Raw genomic sequence first — 19,052 nt, 5'->3', positions numbered from 1 at the left:
CGCCACCGAGAAGGCGAAGGCGGCCCAGGAGAACCCGTCCGGCACGATCACGGCGCGGTCGAGCCCGTAGGCCTCGCCGGGTCGGGCCTCGGGGGGCAGGTGGAGCGTGTAGCTGCGCGTCCGCATGCGGTCCTCCTAGAGGGAGCCCTTGGTCGAGGGCACGCGGCCCTCTTCCCGCGGGTCGAGCGCCACGGCCTTGCGCAGGGCGCGGGCGAGGCCCTTGAAGCAGCTCTCGGCGATGTGGTGCGCGTTGTCGCCGTAGAAGGTCTCGACGTGCAGCGTGAGGCCGGCATTCATCGCGAAGGCCTGGAACCACTCGCGCACGAGCTCCGTGTCGAACTGCCCGATCTTCTCCACCCGGAACGCCGTGCGGAAGACGAGGAACGGCCGGCCCGAGATGTCGATGCAGACGCGCGAGAGCGTCTCGTCCATGGGCAGGTGCACGTCGGCGTAGCGGGCGATGCCGCGCTTGTCGCCGAGCGCCTTGGCGAAGGCCTGGCCGAGCGCGATGCCGCAATCCTCCGCCGAGTGGTGCTGGTCGACGTGCAGGTCGCCGTCGACCTTCACCTCCAGGTCGAACAGGCCGTGGCGGGCGAACAGCTCCAGCATGTGGTCGAGGAAGCCGATGCCGGTCGCGACCCGCGCCTGACCGGTCCCGTCGAGGCCGATCGAGACGCTGACGTCGGTCTCCGCCGTCTTCCGGCTGATGCTGGCGCTGCGCATTCTTCTACGTTTCGCGGATGGTTAGGGACGGGTGCTGCCCGGTCCGGAGGTCTCGGGGTCTTCTAGTGCGGTTTCGGGGGCGGAGGGAAGCGCGGGGTTCGGAACGCATCTTCCCTCTCCCGCAAGGGGGGAGGGAGCGAGACCCGCCTCAGCCCGCCAGAACCCGGCCCGCCACCGCGTCGAGCTTGGCCATCAGCGCGGGGTCGCGCGCGGCCGGCGCCGTCATGATCGCGCCGTCGAGCGCCCGGTGGGAGCCCGCCGGGCAGGCCTCACGCGTCGCCGGGAAATCGCGGGCGAGGCGGGCGACGAGCCGGGCGGCCTTGTCGGCGTTGGCGCGGGCCACCGCCACCACGGCGGCCACGTCCACGGCGTCGTGGCCCGGGTGCCAGCAGTCGAAATCCGTCACCATCGCGATCGTCGCGTAGGTGATCTCGGCCTCGCGGGCGAGCTTGGCCTCCGGCATGTTGGTCATACCGATCACGTCGAACCCCTGCGCCTTGTAGGCCTTGGATTCAGCGAGCGAGGAGAATTGCGGCCCCTCCATGCAGACGTAGGTGCCGCCGCGGACCACCGCGATGTCCTCGGCCTTGGCGGCCGCCGCGATCCGGTCCTGCAGGCGCGGCCCCACCGGGTGCGCCATGGAGACGTGCGCGACGCAGCCGTTGCCGAAGAACGAGGCCGCGCGCCCATGCGTGCGGTCGACGAACTGGTCGACGAGCACGAACAGGCCGGGCGGCAGCGCCTCGCGGAACGAGCCGCAGGCCGAGAGCGAGACGATGTCGGTGACGCCGGCCCGCTTCAGGACATCGATGTTGGCCCGGTAGTTGATGCCGGTGGGCGAGAGCCGGTGGCCGCGCCCGTGCCGGGCCAGGAAGACGATCGTGGTCTCGCCGATCCGGCCGATGCGCAGGGCGTCCGAGGGCTCGCCCCAGGGGGAGGACAGGGCCTCCTCGCGCACGTCCTCCAGCCCCGGCAGGTCGTAGACCCCGGAGCCGCCGATCACGCCGAGCACCGCTGCCGTCATCTCACCGTCCTTCTCGCGCGCGTCGCCGTTGGCCCAAACGGAAACGGGCCCCTGTCGGGGCCCGTAACACACTTGTCGGTCGAGGCGCAGCCGCCTCAGAACGTCTTGTGCAGTTCCGGCTGGAGGCCGTGGGTCTCGCCGCCGACATCCGCCCAGACCCGCTTCTTCACGTAATAGAGCAGGCCCGCGAGAATGATCAGGAACAGGATCACCCGCAGACCCAGCGCCTTGCGGGCCATCATGTGCGGTTCGGCCGCCCAGGCCATGAAGGCCGCGACGTCCTTGGCGTACTGGTCCACCGTCTCGGGCACCACCGGCTGGCCGTCGTCGCCCTTCGGGTAGCTCACCTGCCCGTCGCTGATGGGGTTGGGCATCGCGATGATGTGGCCGGGATAGTACTTGTTGTAGTGGCCGCCATCCGGCACCTCAGTGCCCTTCGGCGGCTCCTCGTAGCCGACCAGCAACGCGTGGATGTAGTCGACGCCCTGCTCCGCGTAGCCGGTGAAGGGCAGCGCATCGAGCACGAACCACGGGAAGCCGCGCTCGTAGGTGCGGGCCTTGGCCAGCACCGAGAAGTCCGGCGGCGCCTTGCCGCCGTTGGCGGCGGCCGCCGCCTGGTCGTTCGGGAAGGGCGGCGGGAAGCGGTCTGCCGGGCGGCCGGGCCGCTCGAACATCTCGCCCGAATCGTTCGGCCCGTCCTTGACCTGGTAGGTCGCGGCCAGCGCCTTGACCTGCGCGGCCGAGTAGCCGGGCCCACCCGGCTCCGCGAGGTTGCGGAAGGCCACGAGCTTCATGCTGTGGCAGGCCGAGCAGACCTCCTTGTAGACCTGGAAGCCGCGCTGGAGCTGGCCCTGGTCGAAGCTGCCGAACACGCCGGCATAGCTCCACTTCTGGCGCGGGGGCTGCGGGGCGTGGCCGTCCTCGGCCACGGCCGGAGCGGCGACCAAGGCGCCGCCGAGGGAGGCCGCGACCAGGGTCGCGGCGAGGAGCGTGCGGATCGTCATCGCGTCTCTTGGCCCCTGTCTCAACCCTTGGTGGTCGGTGCGGCGGCGGCGCCGGCGGGCATGCCCGATCCGCTCACCTGCTTACCCGGCCCGGTCACGCTCTCGAGGATCGAGCCCGGCAGCGGGGTCGGCGTCTCGAACAGGCCGACCAACGGCATCACGATGAGGAAGTGGGCGAAGTAGTAGGCCGTGCAGATCTGCGAGGCGATGACGTAGCCGCCCTCCGGGGGCTTGGCGCCGAGCCAGCCCAGGATGATGCAGACGCCGACGAACACCCAGAAGAACTGGCGGTAGATCGGCCGGTAGTTGCACGAGCGCACCCGCGAGGTGTCGAGCCAGGGCGCGAGCGCCAGGATCAGCACCGCCGAGAACATCAGGATGACGCCGCCGAGCTTCGAGGGCACCGCGCGCAGGATCGCGTAGAAGGGCAGGAAGTACCATTCCGGCACGATGTGGGCGGGGGTCACGGCGGGGTTGGCCGGGACGTAGTTGTCGGCGTGGCCGAGATAGTTCGGCTGGTAGAAGATGAACCACGCGAACAGGATCATGAACACCACGACGGCGAACACGTCCTTGATCGTGGCGTAGGGGGTGAAGGGCACCGCGTCCTTCGAGGACTTGATCGGGATGCCGGTCGGGTTGTTCTGGCCCGTGACGTGCAGCGCCCAGACGTGCAGCACCACGACGCCCGCGATCATCCAGGGCAGCAGGAAGTGCAGCGAGAAGAAGCGGTTCACCGTCGGGTTGCCGACCGAGTAGCCGCCCCAGAGCAGGCTCTGGATCGTGTCGCCGACCACCGGGATCGCCGCCAGGATGTTGGTGATGACGGTGGCGCCCCAGTAGCTCATCTGGCCCCACGGCAGGGTGTAGCCGAGGAAGGCCGTGGCCATCATCAGGAGGTAGATGACGACGCCCAGGATGTAGAGCACCTCGCGCGGGGCCTTGTATGACCCGTAGTAGAGGTTGCGGAAGATGTGGACGTAGACGGCCACGAAGAACATCGAGGCGCCGTTGGCGTGCGCGTAGCGCAGCAGCCAGCCGTAGTTCACGTCGCGCATGATGTGCTCGACGGAATCGAAGGCGCCCTTGGCCGAGGGCTCGTAGTGCATCGCCAGCCAGACGCCGGTGATGATCTGGATGCCCAGGAACGCGATCAGGATCGCGCCGAAGGTCCAGAAATAGGTGAGGTTGCGCGGCACCGGGAAGGCGACGAACGACGAGTGGACGAGGCCGACGATCGGCAGCCGCGACTCGAACCACTTGGCGAGCCGGCTCCGCGGCACGTAGGTGTTGCCGTGTGCGCTCATGGTGGGGATCCTCCGGGGGCTCTCAGCCTCTTCTCGTCACGCGGCTGCCTTGCCGCCCTCCTCGCCGATGCGGATCTTGGTGTCCGACTGGAAGGCGTAGGGCGGGATCGGCAGGTTGATCGGGGCGGGACCGCGGCGCACGCGCCCGAGCGCGTCGAACTGCGAGCCGTGGCAGGGGCAGGACCAGCCCTCGAAATTGCCGGAGTGACCGATCGGCACGCAGCCGAGATGCGTGCAGTTGCCGTAGACGACGAGCCACTGCTCGTGGCCCTTCTTGACGCGGGTGTCGGCGGCGGCCGGGTCGATCAGCTGATTGACCGGCACGGCCTTCATGTCCGTGATCTCCTTCTCCGTGAGTTTCCGCACGAAGATGAGCTTGCCGCGCCAGAACACGTTGACGATCTGGCCGTCAGTGATCGGCGAGAGATCGACTTCCAGCGGCGCGCCGGCCGCGATGGTGGCGGCGTCCGGCGCCATCGAGGCGACGAAGGGCCAAGCCACGGCGACGGCGCCGACCGCGGCGCCCGCGCCGGTCGCGAGGTAGAGGAAGTCCCGGCGGGTGCCCTCCTGCGGGGCGGCGCCGGCGGGCGCGGCGGCAGTCGTGTTCGCCAAGGTCTCGTGCCTCCCAGAAGAGCAGGTGTTCTCACCGTAGCCGACGAGGCGTGCCGCCCGCGCGCGCGGGACCGGTGATCCGCGTAGGACCACAGCACGATCGTTCTAAACTGTGCAATGCGACCGCCCGTCGCCCGAAGTCAAGGCGGGTCCCGGGCTCCTTCCCGCACCGCGGAAGGAAAGCGGGGCCGGATGTATCATCCGGGTGTCGGTGGGGCCGGCCCATCCTCTCCCGCGGAGGCAGAGCCATCGCAAATGCCGCGCGAGCCCTGAGCCGGATCGGGCGCGGGTCTCCTCTCCCGCACGGGAGAGGGGGCGCGTTGCGGTTCAGGCGCGGTTCGAGGGCGGGCGAGCGCGGGAGCGGCGAACGCTTACGATCTTCCGCGCTAGCGACCGCCGGCTGCCGGCCGCGCCAGAAGGCCGGTGGTCAGCCGGCGCCAGCGCAGGACCAGCAGCGCCGCCACCACGAAGAGCCCGGCGCAGAAGCCCGTCCAGATGCCGTAGCCCTCGTAGCCCACGCCCCAGGCCAGGGCGGCGCCCAGCGGCACGCCGAGGCCCCAGTAGCCGCCCACCGCCACCCACATCGGCACCTTCGTGTCCTGCAGGCCGCGCAGCACGCCGAGGCAGACCGACTGCACGCCGTCGGCCACCGCGAAGAGCGCTGCGAAGCCGATGAAGGCCGTTGCCACCGGCAGCACGCCCGCGTTCGACGGCGCGTCGAGATCGAGGAACAGGCCCGTCAGGGCCGCGGGCGCCGTGAGCTGCAGCCCCGCGCAGAGCGTCATGAACACGAAGGCGAGGCCCAGCGCCACGAGGCCGGAGCGGCGCACGCCCGCGCCGTCGCGCCGGCCGAAGGCCAGGCCCACCCGCACGGTCGCGGCCTGCGCGACGCCGTTCGGCACCATGAAGCAGAAGGCCGCGATCTGGATCGCCACCGCGTGGGCGGCGAGCTGGGTCGCGCCGAACAGGCCCATGCCGAGCGCTGCCGCCTCGAACAGCCCGGCCTCGGCGAGGCCGGTCGCCACGATCGGCAGGCCGAGGCGGAAGACGCGGCCGAGCAGGACCGGGTCGAACCGCCAGAGCCGGTGGAACAGCCGGTAGCGCCGGAGGCGGGGATCGCAGAGCACCACGGCGACGAGGAGGACGAGGCTGAAGATCGCCGAGGTCACGGTGGCGAGGCCGACGCCCGCCATGCCGAGACCGAGCCCCGCCGGGAAGGCCTCGCTCCCCGGGAAGGCGAGCCAGATTCCGAGCGCGACGTTCAGCGGCAGGGCCGCGAGGCTCGCGGCGAGCGCCCAGCCCGGCCGCTCCAGCGCGGCGAGCGCGCCCCGTAAGCCCATGAACAGCAGGGCCGGCCACATCGCCCATTGCAGCACGCGCATGTAGGCGCCCGCCGCTTCCGCCAATGCGGGCGGCTCGCCGATCGCGGCGAGCAACGGGCCGGTGTACCAGAGCAGCCCCATCATGGGCACGGCGATGAGCGTCGCCGCCCATAGGCCCGCCCGCAGGGTGCGGCGCACCGGGTCGGTCGCGCCGGCCATGCGCCCGAGCGCCTCGGCGATCAGGGGCGCCACCGTGCTGGTGAGCCCGATGCCCCCGATGAACAGGATGAAGTAGAGCCCGTGCGCCAGCGTCGCCGCGGCGAGCTCGCCGGCGCCGAGACGGCCGAGCATCACCACGTCGGCCATGATCAGGCCGTGCTGGGCGAGGTTGATGAGGACGAGGGGCCCGGAGAGCGCGAGCGTCGCGCGCAGTTCCCGGAGCCAGGGACGCTGCAACGGGGCCCCTTCCCGCGCGGGAAAGCCCGCGAGGTCGAGTGCCGGCATGGAGGATCTCTTCGGACTGGAGGTGGGCGCGGCCCTGCCGCACCGGATGATATGGGGATCTCCTAGCCGCCCAAGGCGTCGGAAACGTGTCGCCGGGGTACCTCCCCGTCCCGGTCGGGCAGGAAGCCGCCGGACTGGCGCGTCCAGAGCCGGGCGTAGAGGCCGCCGCGCGCCACCAGCTCGGCGTGGGTTCCCTCCTCCACGATCCGGCCCCGGTCGATCACGATCAGCCGGTCGAGCGCCGCGATGGTGGAGAGCCGATGGGCGATGGCCAGCACCGTCTTGCCCTGCATCAGGGTGTCGAGCGCGTCCTGAATCGCGGCCTCGACCTCGCTATCGAGGGCCGAGGTGGCCTCGTCGAGGATCAGGATCGGGGCGTCCTTCAGGATGACGCGGGCGATGGCGATGCGCTGGCGCTGGCCGCCCGAGAGCTTCACCCCGCGCTCGCCGACTTGCGCCTCGTAGCCGCGCCGGCCCTTGTGGTCGACGAGGTCGGCGATGAAGCCGTCGGCGTGGGCGAGGCGGGCCGCCCGCGCCACCTCGGCGTCGGTGGCGTCCGGGCGCCCGTACGCGATGTTGTCGCGGATCGAGCGGTGCAGCAGCGAGGTGTCCTGGCTCACCATGGCGATGGCGCCGCGCAGGCTCTCCTGCGTCACCCCCGCGATGTCCTGCCCGTCGACCAGGATGCGCCCGCTCTCGACGTCGTGCAGCCTGAGAAGCAGCGAGGCGATCGTGCTCTTGCCCGCGCCCGAGACGCCGACGAGCCCGACCTTCTCGCCCGGGCGGATGGTCAGCGAGAGATCCTCGATCACGTTGGCGTCGCCGCGCCCGTAATGGAAGCCGACCGCCTCGAAGCGGATGCCGCCGCCCCGGACCGCGAGCGTGCCGGCGCCGGGTGCATCGACCAGCGCGTGCGGCCGGCTGATCGTCTGCATGCTCTCCTGGATCACGCCGACATTCTCGAACACGCCGCGGACCGTCTGCATCACCCAGCCCGACATGGCGATGAGGCGCAGCACCAGCGCCAGCCCCGCCGAGGCCTCGCCGGTGCTCATCGCGCCGCGCTGCCAGAGGAGCAGCGAGGCGGCGCCCGTCGCGATCAGCAGCGCGCTGTTGAGGAGGCCGAGCCCCGTCGTGGTCCAGGTCACCAGCCGGAACTGGTGCAGGTAGGCCTTCGTGTGCACGTCCACCGCCTCGCGCACGGCGGCGCGCTCCTCGCGGTCCCGGGCGAAGAGCTTCACCGTGAGGATATTGGTGTAGCTGTCGACGACGCGCCCGATCAGCGTCGAGCGGGTGTCGGCGGTGCGGTGCGAGCGGGTCCGGGCGCGGGGCACGAACCACGCGGTCAGACAACCGTAGGCCACCACCCAGATCACCACCGGCAGGGCGAGCCACAGCGAGATCGAGCCGAACAGCCCGACCGCGGTCAACGCGTAGATCGCCACGTAGAGCAGCGTATCGATGAACACGACCGCGAGCTCGCGCACCGCCGGCCCGACCTGCACCACCCGGTTGGCGAGCCGCCCCGCGAAGTCGCCCTGGAAGTAGGAGAGCGAGTGGCCGAGCGTGTAGAGATGCGCCCGCCAGCGGATCTGGTTGGTCGCCTGCGGCACAACGAGCTGGTTCGACAGCACCTCGTGCAGCCAGATCGAGACCGGCCGCACCACCGCGACGAGCCCGATCGCCAAGCCGATGCCGAGCGCGTGGTCCTGCAGCACGGTGGCGCGGTCGGCGCTCGCCAGCAGATCCACGAACCAGCGCATCACGAGGTAGAGCGAGGCCTCCACCGTGCCTGCGATCACCGCGATCACGAAGAGGGCGAAAAGCGCCCAGCGGATCGGGTGGAGGTAGAAGCGCGCGAAGCCGAGCACCGTCCGGGGCGGCATCCGCCCCTCTTCGAAGGGCGCGAACGGGTCGATGCGGCGCTCGAGCCAGTCGAGGAACATCAGGATCAGGGGGCTGAGACAGGGCCTCCTTAGGTAAGGGCGCTTGACCCCGGGCCAAGCGCGGGGCGATGCCGCGGCGCGCAGACCTGCCCTGCACGCCCGCCCCGCACGATCCGATGCTCCGCCTCGCCCTCTACCAGCCCGACATCCCGCAGAATACCGGCACGCTGCTGCGCATGGCGGCCTGCCTGGGGCTCGCCGTCGAGATCATCGAGCCGGCGGGCTTCGACGTCTCGGACCGGCACCTGCGCCGCTCGGGGCTCGACTATCTCGACCATGTCGCGCTGACGCGGCACCGCTCCTGGGCGGCCTTCGAGGAGTGGCGCCGCGCGGCGGGGATCCGCCTCGTCCTCGCCACCACGGCGGGCGCCCTGCCCTACACGGGCTTCGGCTTTCGGGACGGCGACTGCCTGCTGATGGGGCGGGAATCGGCGGGCGTTCCCGAGGCGGTGCACGCGGCGGCCGATGCCCGGGTGGTGGTGCCGATCCGGGACGGGATGCGCTCGCTCAACGTCGCGGTCGCGGCCGCGATGCTGGCCGGCGAAGCGCTGCGGCAGACGGGCGGCTTCCCGGGGTAAGGGGCGGATGCGCCCCGAACGGATGCTCGATTCCTCGACCCTGCGCGGCGCGGTCCGCGCCGCAGGGCGGACCGCGCTTCGGTCCACACCGATGTGATAGCCCGAACTAGGCCCGATCTAGCTCGGAAGAGAACGTGCCTCCCTAGATCGCCTCGGGAAAATGCGGGCAGCGAAGCTGTGGAGCGCTTCGACTACAGTCATCGCGAGGAAGGTTGTTGCAATGACCCAGGTCCTATCATTGCAGCGGGAGGCGCTGGTTCACGAACTTGAGAGTCCTGCAAGTCTCATGCGCGGCATGAGCGCGGTGAAGACGCATTATAGGCCCTATGTCTGTCCGCTTCACGCAGTCCTCGAACAGATCCCGCCGGAGGCGCGGGTGTACGATATCGGATGTGGGTCCGGCTCGTTCCTCTATCTGATCCGAAGGCTCAGATCCGCGATCCGGGCCCAGGGGCACGATGTCTCGGCCGAGGCGATCGCGGCGGGGCAGCAGCTCGCCAAGATCGAGCCAAGTATATCGGTCTCCCTGCGAGGCGCCGATTATGTTCCGGATCTGAGTGATGTCGATGTCGTGACGATGATCGATGTTCTGCATCATATTCCCAGGCGGGAGCAGGCCGGTTTCGTCGGACGCATCGTCTCGAAGATGCGCGTCGGGTCGCGGATCGTCATTCTCGATATCGATGCCGCGCGCCGATGGCGGGCCTGGGCCAATCAGATCCACGATCTCGTGCTCGCGCGCGAGTGGGTCAATCCCCGCACCGCGGCATCGACGATGCGGTTGCTGCAGGATGCGGGAATACAGGCCGAGATACCGCGTCTGTACTCCACCTTGTGGTACGGACATTACCTGATTTCCGGAATCAAGACCAAAAATTGAACTGCGGAATCCAGAGGCGGTCGGGCCGGCGATCTTCGCCCATGAACGTCGCTTATGAAATTGGCCCATGAACTTGGCCCATGAACGCTTTGGGGATGCTGTCATGCACGATGCCGTCATCAAACGTCCACGCCTCAGGACGCATCACGTGGTCGCGATCATGGTGTCGGTCGCAGCGATGATCATCATCCTGTACAGAAGTGTCCTGCACGTCGAATCCGCCGATGCGCATTGGTGGTTTCTGCCCTGGCTGCGGCATATCCTTGATCACGGCGTCGTCCAGACGCTCTCGATCAACCTTCCGGTGCTCGTACCCGAGGCCAATAACGCGGGAAACTACACGCCTCCATATCTGTATCTGCTTTCGGTAGGCAGTTACGCGAGCGCGTTCGCGGACGATCTGACTGTCATCAAGATGGTTTCCATCTCGGGCGCGATATTCTGTGCCGCCTCGCTGGCTTATCTGCTCTCGGGTTACGTTCGCCGCGAGATCGCGCTCTGCGGCGCGATCGCCTACCTGCTGCTCCCGAGCGTCGTCTCGAATGCGGCGGCCTGGGGCCAGATCGAGTCGTTCTACACCGGGTTCGTCCTCATCGCGGTCGCCCGGGCCGGACGGGACGACCTCGTATCCTGCATGATCGCCTTCGGCGTCGCGGTATCCATCAAGCTGCAGGCGGTCTTCATCGCACCGTTTCTGCTCTACTTGGTCATATCGCGCCGGGCCTCGGTCGGCGTCCTCGTCATACCTCCGGTCGTCTACGCGCTGATGATGGTCCCGGCCTGGATGGCCGGACGCCCGGCTCGCGACCTGGCGATGATCTACGTCGAACAATCGCACGCCTATCCGTGGCTCTCGATGAACGCCCCGAACCCCTGGACGTTCGTGCAGTATTTTCGTCTGATCCCTCAGCCGACCGGCATGGTCCTGGGGATCGGCGCCGGCTTGGTCGTCGGCCTGACGATCGCCGGCCTCGGCTTCGTGCGCAGGGAGTCCGGGCGCAGGGACGAGGGGCCCGAGCTTCTGCTGATCGCCCTGGCGAGCGCGACGCTGATCCCCTACGTCCTGCCCAAGATGGGGGATCGGTACTTCTTCATGGCCGATACCCTGTCCTACGCCCTCGCCATCGCTCACACGCGCCGCTGGTCGGTCGGCGCGGCGCTCGCGATCCAGATCGGTTCCTTCGGCGCGTATCTCACGCATTTCACAGGGTATCGCGTCGGAACCGGCCTGGGTGTGCTGGCGATGACGGTCGCCGTCATCGTGATCTGCAGCCGAATGCTCGAACTTCGGCATCTTCGGCAGGGCGTGAGATCGTTCGGCATCGGGGGCCGCGTCGGCGAAGGACGGCCGGTGGTCGAGCGTATCTGAACCGCGCGGAGCGGTCTCCGCCGCCCGACGCACGCTGGGGGCTCGGCGGCCAGGAGCCGAATCGCCACGCTCATCGGTCCCCCACGGAGCGGGCGGCCGCGGCGTCGAGCCTATGGCCGCTCCTCGTCGTCCTTGCGTCGGCGCTCGGCCTCGTAGCCGGCCGCGATGCCGAGATCGATGGCGCGGCGCGCCAGCCGGACGCCGAGCCAGAACAGGATCAGGCAGATGAGGACGATCAGTCCGGCCTTGAGCGGGTTCATGGGGAGCGCCTATCTCATGCGGCCCGGCCCGGAAACCCCGCGGCCCCTCCCCCGACCCGGCGGACCGTTTGAGCGCGCGCGAGACCTTCCACATCGAGATCCTGGGACCGGCGAGCCGCGCCGAGCCAGACCCCATCCTCTCCCGCGTCTCGGTGCGGGTCGAGGATCAGGCCGGCGCCGAGGAGCGGGCCCTGCGGCTCTTCGCCCGCGCGCGTGTCCCCCAGCGCGCGGGCGAGCCTGCCGAGGCCGTGCGGGTGATTGACGGGGCCGGCCGGGAGGTGTTCTTCCGCAGCCGCTTCGACGAGGGAGGGTGAACCGCTTCCACGAGCGCGGGCCGGAACCGCACCGCGCTCCCTGCCCTGTAGGGAGAGGGGACCCGCGCCCCCTTCGGAAGCTGAAAGAATACGGTAGCCTTGCAGGAGACGGAGCCCGCGCCGCGTCGGGGCGCGGCCTCAGACCAGATAGCCCGCCCCGAACTGCTCCGCGGTGACGCCCTCGAGCTGGACCGTGCCACCGCCCGAGAGGGTGAGCAGCGCGTCGCCGTTGCCGGCCGAGCCCAGCGCATAGGTCTGGCCCGAGAAGGCCAGCCGGTCACCCTGCTGCCGGCTGAAGCCGCGGATCAGGTCGGCGCCTGAATTCGCACCGAACACGAAGCGGTCCGCGCCGAGATTGCCGTACAGAACGTCGTTGCCGAGATTGCCGTTGAGCACGTCGTCGCCCTGGCCGCCGTAGAGCGTGTCGTCGCCCTGGCCGCCGAACAGGGTGTCGTCGCCGAAATTGCCGTAGACCGCGTCGGCGCCCTGGTTGCCGTAGACCATGTCCGCGTCCTGGCCGCCGAACAGGCTGTCGTTGTCCAGGCCGCCGAACAGCCGGTCGGCCCCCAGATTGCCGTAGAGGACGTCGTTGCCCTGGTTGCCGTAGATCACGTCGGCGCCGTCGCCTCCCGTCACCGTGTCGTTGCCGGCGAAGGCCATGAAGGTGTCGCTGCGCGGTCCGAGCGCGACGGCGTCGGCGCGCGCGGTCGCGATCGGCGCGCCGATATCCTGTAGGATCGCGAGGTCGAGATCGCTGATGGAGCGGCGCGAGCCGGCCGCGATGGTGGGCGTCATCAGGTCGCCCGCGAGGCTGACATGGCCCTCGCTGGAATCGAGCGGCACCGGTCCGCCGTTGACCCGCACCGCGTTGCCGCCGACGAAGGTCGAGGCGTCGCCGAGCCGGACATTGGCCGCGTAGGTGCTGTTGTCGAGGTAGAGGATTCCGAGCCCGTGCCCGACCTCGTGCGTGAGCACCGAGAGCGCGTCGAGCTGGGTTGCGGGCACGGCCTGCCGGCCCGTGGGATCGTAGAACAGCCGGTCGATATAGGCGGCGCTGACCGTGACGTTGATGTCCGGGCTCTCACCGTTCGGATCGCTGTCCGTGCGGATCTCGATCATCGGCACCGCTTCGTAGGCGCTGCCGGTCCAGTAATAGCTCGACCCGCCGGTCGCGATGGTGTTGCCGGAGGCTTCGCTCACCCGCACGCCGATCTCGATGTTGCCGTAGCCCTGGAGGTAGCGCCCCCAATAATCGGCCGCGGCCTGCAGGGTCTGCAGCACGGCGTTCGCGTTGGCGCCCGCCCCGGTCGCGTCCGTCCAGGACACCGAGAAGGTGGTCATCGGTCAGCTTCCCAAAAAATCGCGCACGCGGTCTCGCTGCGGACACTGGTCCGGACGTGCGGCCGATTTTGGATGCGCGGCGAAGATTACGATCACGTTCCGGTTATGCGGTGCTGATCTTGCCGGAACGGGACCGGCCTGGAGAGACGCCCGCCCCAACATCGGTCCGGCGTCCCGGCGCGATCACAGGGGGGCGTGCGGTACTGCCATTGACTTCGCACCTGCGGGACCGCATATCGGCGCTGCAGCGTCAGCGGCCGACAAGGGTCCGCTTGAGGGGGCTGCGTGACGGAATCGCGGGACCGCCTTGAAGCGGCCTGGAGGCTCCGGCCCCCCTCTTCATTCGTGCATGCACCCGGGCCGCCCCATCACGCGGGCAGCCTCCTGCTCCAGGGACCGCCATCTGATTCGCGCCGCTCGACGAGCCGCGCGCCGGTCCTGCTGCAACGAGACATCCGACTTGACCCAGTTCTCCGATTTCGGCCTCGCCCAGCCCGTGCTGCGGGCGCTCGAAGAGGCCGGCTACCACACGCCCACGCCGATCCAGACCCAGGCGCTGCGCCCGGCGATGGAGGGCCGCGATCTCTGTGGCATCGCCCAGACCGGCACCGGCAAGACCGCGGCCTTCGCGCTGCCGATCCTGCACCGGCTCTCGCTCTCGGACCGGCGGGCCCCGCGCCGCGGCTGCCGCGTGCTGGTGCTCTCGCCGACCCGCGAGCTCGCCAACCAGATCGCCGATTCGTTCTCCGATTACGGCCGCCACCTGCCCTTCACCAGCACCGTGGTGTTCGGCGGCGTCACCATCGGCCGCCAGGAGCGGGCGCTGGCGCCGGGCGTCGACATCCTCGTCGCCACCCCGGGCCGCCTGATCGACCTCGTCGACCGGCGCGCGCTGACGCTGGAGGGGGTCGAGATCCTCGTCCTCGACGAGGCCGACCAGATGCTCGACCTCGGCTTCATCCATGCCCTCAAGCGCATCGTGCGGATGCTGCCGCAGAAGCGCCAGAGCCTGTTCTTCTCGGCTACCATGCCGAAGAACATCGCTGGATTGGCCGAGCAGTACCTGTCCGACCCGGTGCAGGTCGCGGTGACGCCGGTCGCCACCACGGCCGAGCGCGTCGAGCAGCAGGTGATGTTCGTCCACACCGGTGCCAAGCAGGCGCTGCTCGGCCACATCCTGCGCGACCCGAAGATCGACCGCGTGCTCGTCTTCACCCGCACCAAGCACGGCGCCGACCGCGTGGTGCGCGGGCTCGACAAGGTCGGGATCGTCGGCGCGGCGATCCACGGCAACAAGTCCCAGCCCCAGCGCGAGCGGGCGCTCGCCGCCTTCCGCGACGGCTCCTGCCGGGTGCTGGTGGCCACCGACATCGCCGCCCGCGGCATCGACGTCGAGGGCGTGACCCACGTCGTCAACTTCGACCTGCCGAACGTTCCGGAGAGCTACGTCCACCGCATCGGCCGCACCGCGCGCGCCGGCGCCGACGGGCTCGCCATCTCGTTCTGCAACGACGAGGAGAAGGCGTATCTGCGCGACATCGAGCGCCTGACCCGCCAGAAGGTGCCGGTCGCGGGCTTCCCCGAGGGCTTCACGCCGCCCACCCGCCAGGAGGCTGCCGAGATCGCGGCTTCCGAGGAGCGGCGCCCCGAGCGGCCGCAGCAGCGCGGCGGCGGGCGCCCGGGCCAGCAGCGCCAGGGCCATCCCGGCGGCCAGGGCCGTCCGCAGGGCGGGCGTCCGGGCGAGCCGGGCCGCCAGGGCCGGCCGTCGCAGGGCCGTCCCCAGCAGGGGCGCCGCGAGGATCCGCGTCAGGACACCCGCCAGGACCGCGCGGCGCGCCCGCATGCCGAGCGCCCGCACGGCGCCCGCCCGCAGGCCGCAGGCCAGCCGCGCCAGGAGGGCCGCCCCGCGGGCGGTCAGGCCCGGCGCGGCAACCGCCCGCAGGGCGGGGGCGAGGGCCGCGCCATCGGCTGGCTGGAGCGCGCTCCGCGCTCCTGACCCTTCCACCGCTCGGACATCTCGACGCCGCCCCCTCACCGGGGCGGCGTTTCGCGTTTCGGTATTCGTCCGGGACTGGCCTCCGCCGCGCGCCGCGCCATCTCCCCTGTGTCGAACGTGAAGGGAGCCCCGGCCAGATCATGCGGTTCGAGCTGTATCGGGATGCGGGTGGCGCGTGGCGGTGGCGTCTGCGGGTGCAGAATGGCAACGTCGTGGCCGATTCCGCCGAGGGCTATGCCCGCCGGGAGGATTGCGAGCACGGCATCGCCCTGGTGAAGCAGAGCGGCGCCGCACCGACCGTCGACATGACCACCCGGATCGCCTGACGCCGCTCCGCGGAGCCTTGAGGCCCCGCGGACGAGCCGTGCAACGTTCCGGCCGGTCCGGGCGTTTCGCGGCGTCGGGCCGTCTCGTCCGCTCGAACGCCGTCACGAGGAGTTGTGAACGTGTTGAGGAAATTCCTGCTGGCCGCCCTCTTGGTCCTGGGCTTCGCGGCCGCCGCGCCGCACGGGGCCTCGGCCGCCCCGGTCGGGCCCAATCCCGCCCTCGTGACCGGGGCGAGCCCCGTCGCCGAGAAGGCGCAGTTCTATTACGGCCCGCGCGGCTACTACCGGCGCCCCTATTACGGCCGTCGTTTCTACGGCCCGCGTCCCTACTACCGCCGCCCCTATTACGGTCGCCGCTTCTACGGCCCGCGCCGCTTCTACGGCGGTCCGCGCTTCTACGGTCCGCGCCGCTTCTACTACTGAGCGCCGTCGGCAGAACGTCGCCCCCGCCCGTCCGCTCGCCCGAGCGGACGGGCTTTGTCATGCGCGCCGATGCGGGCCGCATCTGCCACACAAAGCGGCTCCGATGTCTGCGAATGCACCACGTTGCGCTGTTTCGCGCGCCAATCTGATGTAGAAACGGGCGTATCGAGGCGGCCGGCGACAAGACCGGGGCGCCCATGAGGAGACGCCCCATGAAGACCGTCGCGCTGCGCCGCGCCCGTCCGCACGACCTCTGGCAGTCGATCCCGCTCGAGTGCTTCGTCTGCGCTGCCGCCGTGTTCCTGGCCGCTGGCCTCAAGCTCGCCGGCCTGATGCCCTGAGATCCCTCGCAGAGGCCCTGACAGCGGCCCTCGAATCGGCTCTCATGGGCGGTGCAGGAGGGGCCGCATGGACCGCGTGGACGCCGACGCTCAGCCCAATTCGCAGCCCTTGGGCGACCTCACGGTCCGCACCATCGCGATGCCGGCCGACACCAACGCCAACGGCGACATCTTCGGCGGCTGGGTTCTCTCGCAGATGGATCAGGCCGGCGGTATCGCCGGGGTCGACCGGGCACAGGGGCGGGTCGTCACCGTGGCCCTCGACGCCATGACCTTCATCCGCCCCGTGCGGGTGGGCGATGTGCTCTGCGTCTACACCCGCGTCGTTCAGGTCGGCCGCACCTCGATGAAGATCGCCGTCGAGGCCTGGGCCCGCCGCTTCTGCACCCAGATCCGCGAGCGGGTGACGGCGGCGACCTTCACCTTCGTGGCCATCGACGAGGCCGGCCGGCCGCGCCCGATCCCGCCGGAGCCCGAGGCGCCGGTGCGCCCCTGAAATCGCCCCCGGATCCTCCTCGGGATCCTGCCCGGAGACCGGTCAGGCCCGCGCGGCGTCCGTGCCCTCGGTCAGCTCCGCGAATTCGGTCTTCAGGCAGGCGACGAGACGACGGAGCCAGAGCCGCACCTCCGCCTCGGCGGCGCGGGCGGCAGCGGCCTCCTCCTCGGCCCGGCGCATCCGGGCCTCGGCGGCCGCCAGCGCCGCTTCGGCCTGCTCCGCCCGCCGCTGCGCCGCTGCGGCCACATCCTCCGCCGCGCGGGCACGCTGCTCGGCGGCCTCGGCCTGCTGGGCGCTGCGGCCGACGAGGGCGTGGGCCCGGCGCGTCGCCTCCTGGGCGCTCGCGCGCACCTCTCGGACGCGTTCGCCCGCCTCGCGGATGAGCTGGATCGCGGACGGCCAGTCAAGGTCGGCCTCCGGATCGGAGGCGCCGGCGACGTCCGTCTCGGCCTCGAACGAGGCCGCGGGCACCGATCCGGGCGCTGCCTCGGGTGCAGCCTCGGCGCCGAAGATTCGGACGATCCGCTCGTGGTCGCCCGGGGCGACGAGGCGCTGGAGCGGCGTCAGGCCGAGGGGCGCTCCGGGCTTCGGTCCGGCGGCCGGTTCGGTCCGGCGTTCCGCCGCCTCCCTCATCGCGCCGCCTCCCGGTCGAGAGCGGGTTCGAGATCCTGGTGGATGGGTGCGAACTCGCTGGCGATGGTCTCGTGGACCCGCAGCAGCCACGTCTCGGCCGTGCGAGCGCGCGCCTCGGCCTGCTCGATCCGCGCCTCCGCCTCGCGCAGGCAGGTCTCGGCCCGCGCCTCGGCGGCGGCGGCCCGACTCTCGGCCGCGCTGACCCGCGCTTCGGCCGCCTCGGCCTCCGCGCGGACTTGCCGCATCAGTTCTCGCATCTGCTGCTCGCGGTCGAGGGCGTGGGCCTCGGCCTCGCGGGCCCGGCTCGCCGCGAGACGGACCCGCTCGATCAGGCCGGTCCAGTCCTCCGGGGAGACCGGCGGCACGTCCGGCTGGGCCGCCGGCCCCCTGACGAGGCGCACGAGGCTGGTCAGCGGATCGGGCCGGGACGGCTCGGCGGCGATCCCGCCCGGGGGCTCCCAGCGCAGCTTTCTGATCGGTTCCATCGGGACGCCCTGCCTTTCGCCCGGATTGCGGCAACCGTCGGTTGATTCCGGTTCGAGCAGGTTTGGTTAACGTCCGTAAACAACTGGTTAAGGATCGCATCCGCGGCCGTGAAACTGCGCGCATGCGGCGCAGGGCCCGAACGCGCGGCGGCCCACCCGGCGCGGGTCGCCGGGTGGGCCGCTTGTCGATCGTTCCGACGCATCGTCGCACAGCACGCGATCGCGCCAGGACGCGGGCGCGTCAGTTCACGCTCATCAGCACATCGGCCGATCCGACGATGGTCGCGATCAGTCCGCAGGAGAAGACGCCGATCATCGCGTATGTGAAGGCCTTGGTGAGCATCGTAAACTTCCCCGTTCTCACATCCTCAGGTGTCGTTCCGGTCGCGCGGATGCCGGATCGGACCGGCCCCGAACGAACGTGCGGGGCAGCAGGACCGTTGCCGCACCGCACAATCGGTCGCAGCCGCGGCGTTCCCCGGCCCTCAGCGGCGGGTGGCGTACCCGCTCAGCAGCGGTAGCCGCCGGCGGTCTGCCCGTACTGCTTCACGGGTCGGGTCTGCTGGTTGGCATTGCCCTCGGCGGCCGAGTTCGCGGTGCAGCGCTCGTAATGGGGCCCGTCATGCACGCCCAGGCCCGCGGAGGGGGCGCTGCCATAGGGGGGCGAGGGGACCGAGTGGCGCTGCGGCCTCTCGTAGCTGAAGCTGAAGGCCAGGGCCGAGGTCGACGGAAGGGCGAGGGCGAGGGCGAGAGCGATCGTCCGGGTCTTCGTCACGCGGCTGGAACTCCTTGTCGCTCGAGGGCGGGGTCGTTGGAAGGCGGGGACGCTCCCCGCCGTGGCGCATCCCGAAGATGCGCGATCGGAGGCATCGGCGCCGTGCCGCGGCGCACCCAACGGGTTCGTGGCGTCCCGCGCTGCAGGGTTCGTCCCTGGCCGACAGCGATTTGAATGGCGCGCGTGAAGTGTGTTGCAGGCTTCTGTCCTCTGCTTCCAAGTGAGCTGTGCGGACTGATTGGGTACTGTGCGTGATAAGCCTTGATCCCGCTGTGTAATCCGTGTTCTTAAGCCGCGAGGGGCTTCTCCTAGGACATTTGAGAATGACAGAAGAATTGACGGACACGACTCCCGACATCGTCGAGCTGACGGGTGACATCGTGTCGGCCTATG

21 protein-coding genes are annotated in these 19,052 nt (G+C 70.4%); 9 read left to right on the top strand and 12 right to left on the bottom strand.

Going from position 1 to position 19,052, the window contains the following annotated elements:
- Positions 1-135: 135 nt before the first annotated feature.
- From hisB to MFF54_RS27115, 7 genes are all read right to left on the bottom strand, one after another.
- Positions 136-723 carry an imidazoleglycerol-phosphate dehydratase HisB gene (gene hisB, locus MFF54_RS27145; RefSeq protein ID WP_238307297.1) on the bottom strand — a complete coding sequence of 196 codons (588 nt, stop codon included), beginning with the start codon at positions 721-723 and terminating at the stop codon, positions 136-138.
- 148 nt (positions 724-871) lie between these two features.
- Positions 872-1,747, bottom strand: coding sequence for an S-methyl-5'-thioadenosine phosphorylase (locus MFF54_RS27140; RefSeq protein ID WP_238307296.1), 876 nt, complete (start codon positions 1,745-1,747; stop codon positions 872-874).
- Between the two features lie 95 nt (positions 1,748-1,842).
- Positions 1,843-2,751: a cytochrome c1 gene (locus MFF54_RS27135; protein WP_238307295.1), complete on the bottom strand. Its 909-nt coding sequence runs from the start codon at positions 2,749-2,751 to the stop codon at positions 1,843-1,845.
- 20 nt (positions 2,752-2,771) lie between these two features.
- Positions 2,772-4,058, bottom strand: coding sequence for a cytochrome b (locus tag MFF54_RS27130; protein WP_238307294.1), 1,287 nt, complete (start codon positions 4,056-4,058; stop codon positions 2,772-2,774).
- 36 nt (positions 4,059-4,094) lie between these two features.
- Positions 4,095-4,670 (bottom strand): ubiquinol-cytochrome c reductase iron-sulfur subunit, encoded by a 576-nt coding sequence (petA, locus tag MFF54_RS27125; RefSeq protein WP_238307293.1) that lies wholly within the window; start codon positions 4,668-4,670, stop codon positions 4,095-4,097.
- Between the two features lie 386 nt (positions 4,671-5,056).
- Positions 5,057-6,496, bottom strand: coding sequence for an MATE family efflux transporter (locus tag MFF54_RS27120; protein WP_238307292.1), 1,440 nt, complete (start codon positions 6,494-6,496; stop codon positions 5,057-5,059).
- Between the two features lie 62 nt (positions 6,497-6,558).
- Positions 6,559-8,442 carry an ABC transporter ATP-binding protein gene (locus tag MFF54_RS27115; protein WP_238307291.1) on the bottom strand — a complete coding sequence of 628 codons (1,884 nt, stop codon included), beginning with the start codon at positions 8,440-8,442 and terminating at the stop codon, positions 6,559-6,561.
- Between the two features lie 116 nt (positions 8,443-8,558).
- Here MFF54_RS27115 and MFF54_RS27110 point away from each other — a divergent pair, with 116 nt between their 5' ends.
- The 3 genes from MFF54_RS27110 to MFF54_RS27100 all read left to right on the top strand — a co-directional run bounded on the left by MFF54_RS27110 (position 8,559) and on the right by MFF54_RS27100 (position 11,269).
- On the top strand, positions 8,559-9,020 hold the full coding sequence (locus MFF54_RS27110; RefSeq protein WP_238307298.1) for a tRNA (cytidine(34)-2'-O)-methyltransferase: 462 nt from the start codon (positions 8,559-8,561) through the stop codon (positions 9,018-9,020).
- A gap of 220 nt (positions 9,021-9,240) precedes the next feature.
- Positions 9,241-9,900 (top strand): class I SAM-dependent methyltransferase, encoded by a 660-nt coding sequence (locus tag MFF54_RS27105; RefSeq protein ID WP_238307290.1) that lies wholly within the window; start codon positions 9,241-9,243, stop codon positions 9,898-9,900.
- A gap of 103 nt (positions 9,901-10,003) precedes the next feature.
- Positions 10,004-11,269: a putative hexosyltransferase gene (locus MFF54_RS27100; protein ID WP_238307289.1), complete on the top strand. Its 1,266-nt coding sequence runs from the start codon at positions 10,004-10,006 to the stop codon at positions 11,267-11,269.
- A gap of 110 nt (positions 11,270-11,379) precedes the next feature.
- Here the strand turns inward: MFF54_RS27100 and MFF54_RS27095 are convergent, their stop codons facing one another.
- Positions 11,380-11,529, bottom strand: coding sequence for a hypothetical protein (locus MFF54_RS27095; RefSeq protein WP_238307288.1), 150 nt, complete (start codon positions 11,527-11,529; stop codon positions 11,380-11,382).
- 68 nt (positions 11,530-11,597) lie between these two features.
- On the opposite strand from MFF54_RS27095, the gene MFF54_RS27090 reads away from it, so the two are divergent.
- Positions 11,598-11,843, top strand: coding sequence for a hypothetical protein (locus MFF54_RS27090; RefSeq protein WP_238307287.1), 246 nt, complete (start codon positions 11,598-11,600; stop codon positions 11,841-11,843).
- 138 nt (positions 11,844-11,981) lie between these two features.
- Here the strand turns inward: MFF54_RS27090 and MFF54_RS27085 are convergent, their stop codons facing one another.
- Positions 11,982-13,184, bottom strand: a complete 1,203-nt coding sequence (locus MFF54_RS27085) for a hypothetical protein (RefSeq protein WP_238307286.1) — start codon at positions 13,182-13,184, stop codon at positions 11,982-11,984.
- A 460-nt stretch (positions 13,185-13,644) separates the two neighbouring features.
- On the opposite strand from MFF54_RS27085, the gene MFF54_RS27080 reads away from it, so the two are divergent.
- From MFF54_RS27080 to MFF54_RS27065, 5 genes are all read left to right on the top strand, one after another.
- Positions 13,645-15,180 carry a DEAD/DEAH box helicase gene (locus MFF54_RS27080; protein ID WP_238307285.1) on the top strand — a complete coding sequence of 512 codons (1,536 nt, stop codon included), beginning with the start codon at positions 13,645-13,647 and terminating at the stop codon, positions 15,178-15,180.
- Positions 15,181-15,320: 140 nt separating this feature from the next.
- The gene (locus MFF54_RS27075) at positions 15,321-15,506 is read left to right on the top strand and encodes a YegP family protein (RefSeq protein ID WP_238307284.1); all 186 of its coding nucleotides are present in this window, start codon (positions 15,321-15,323) and stop codon (positions 15,504-15,506) included.
- Between the two features lie 120 nt (positions 15,507-15,626).
- Positions 15,627-15,929 carry a hypothetical protein gene (locus tag MFF54_RS27070; RefSeq protein ID WP_238307283.1) on the top strand — a complete coding sequence of 101 codons (303 nt, stop codon included), beginning with the start codon at positions 15,627-15,629 and terminating at the stop codon, positions 15,927-15,929.
- Positions 15,930-16,141: 212 nt separating this feature from the next.
- Positions 16,142-16,270, top strand: coding sequence for a hypothetical protein (locus MFF54_RS27700; protein ID WP_283206326.1), 129 nt, complete (start codon positions 16,142-16,144; stop codon positions 16,268-16,270).
- A 67-nt stretch (positions 16,271-16,337) separates the two neighbouring features.
- Positions 16,338-16,766 (top strand): acyl-CoA thioesterase, encoded by a 429-nt coding sequence (locus MFF54_RS27065; RefSeq protein WP_238307282.1) that lies wholly within the window; start codon positions 16,338-16,340, stop codon positions 16,764-16,766.
- Between the two features lie 42 nt (positions 16,767-16,808).
- Here the strand turns inward: MFF54_RS27065 and MFF54_RS27060 are convergent, their stop codons facing one another.
- From MFF54_RS27060 to MFF54_RS27050, 3 genes are all read right to left on the bottom strand, one after another.
- The gene (locus MFF54_RS27060) at positions 16,809-17,399 is read right to left on the bottom strand and encodes a hypothetical protein (RefSeq protein ID WP_238307281.1); all 591 of its coding nucleotides are present in this window, start codon (positions 17,397-17,399) and stop codon (positions 16,809-16,811) included.
- Positions 17,396-17,884, bottom strand: coding sequence for a hypothetical protein (locus MFF54_RS27055; RefSeq protein ID WP_238307280.1), 489 nt, complete (start codon positions 17,882-17,884; stop codon positions 17,396-17,398). The genes MFF54_RS27060 and MFF54_RS27055 overlap by 4 nt, the downstream gene beginning before the upstream one ends.
- Positions 17,885-18,392: 508 nt before the next feature.
- Positions 18,393-18,659 carry a hypothetical protein gene (locus MFF54_RS27050; RefSeq protein ID WP_238307279.1) on the bottom strand — a complete coding sequence of 89 codons (267 nt, stop codon included), beginning with the start codon at positions 18,657-18,659 and terminating at the stop codon, positions 18,393-18,395.
- Positions 18,660-19,052: the final 393 nt, after the last annotated feature.

Origin of the sequence: Methylobacterium gregans, from assembly GCF_022179245.1 — a bacterium.
Lineage (GTDB): Bacteria > Pseudomonadota > Alphaproteobacteria > Rhizobiales > Beijerinckiaceae > Methylobacterium > Methylobacterium gregans.
Note: the sequence above shows the minus strand (reverse complement) of the source record. Positions and strands in the feature narration are given on the sequence as shown.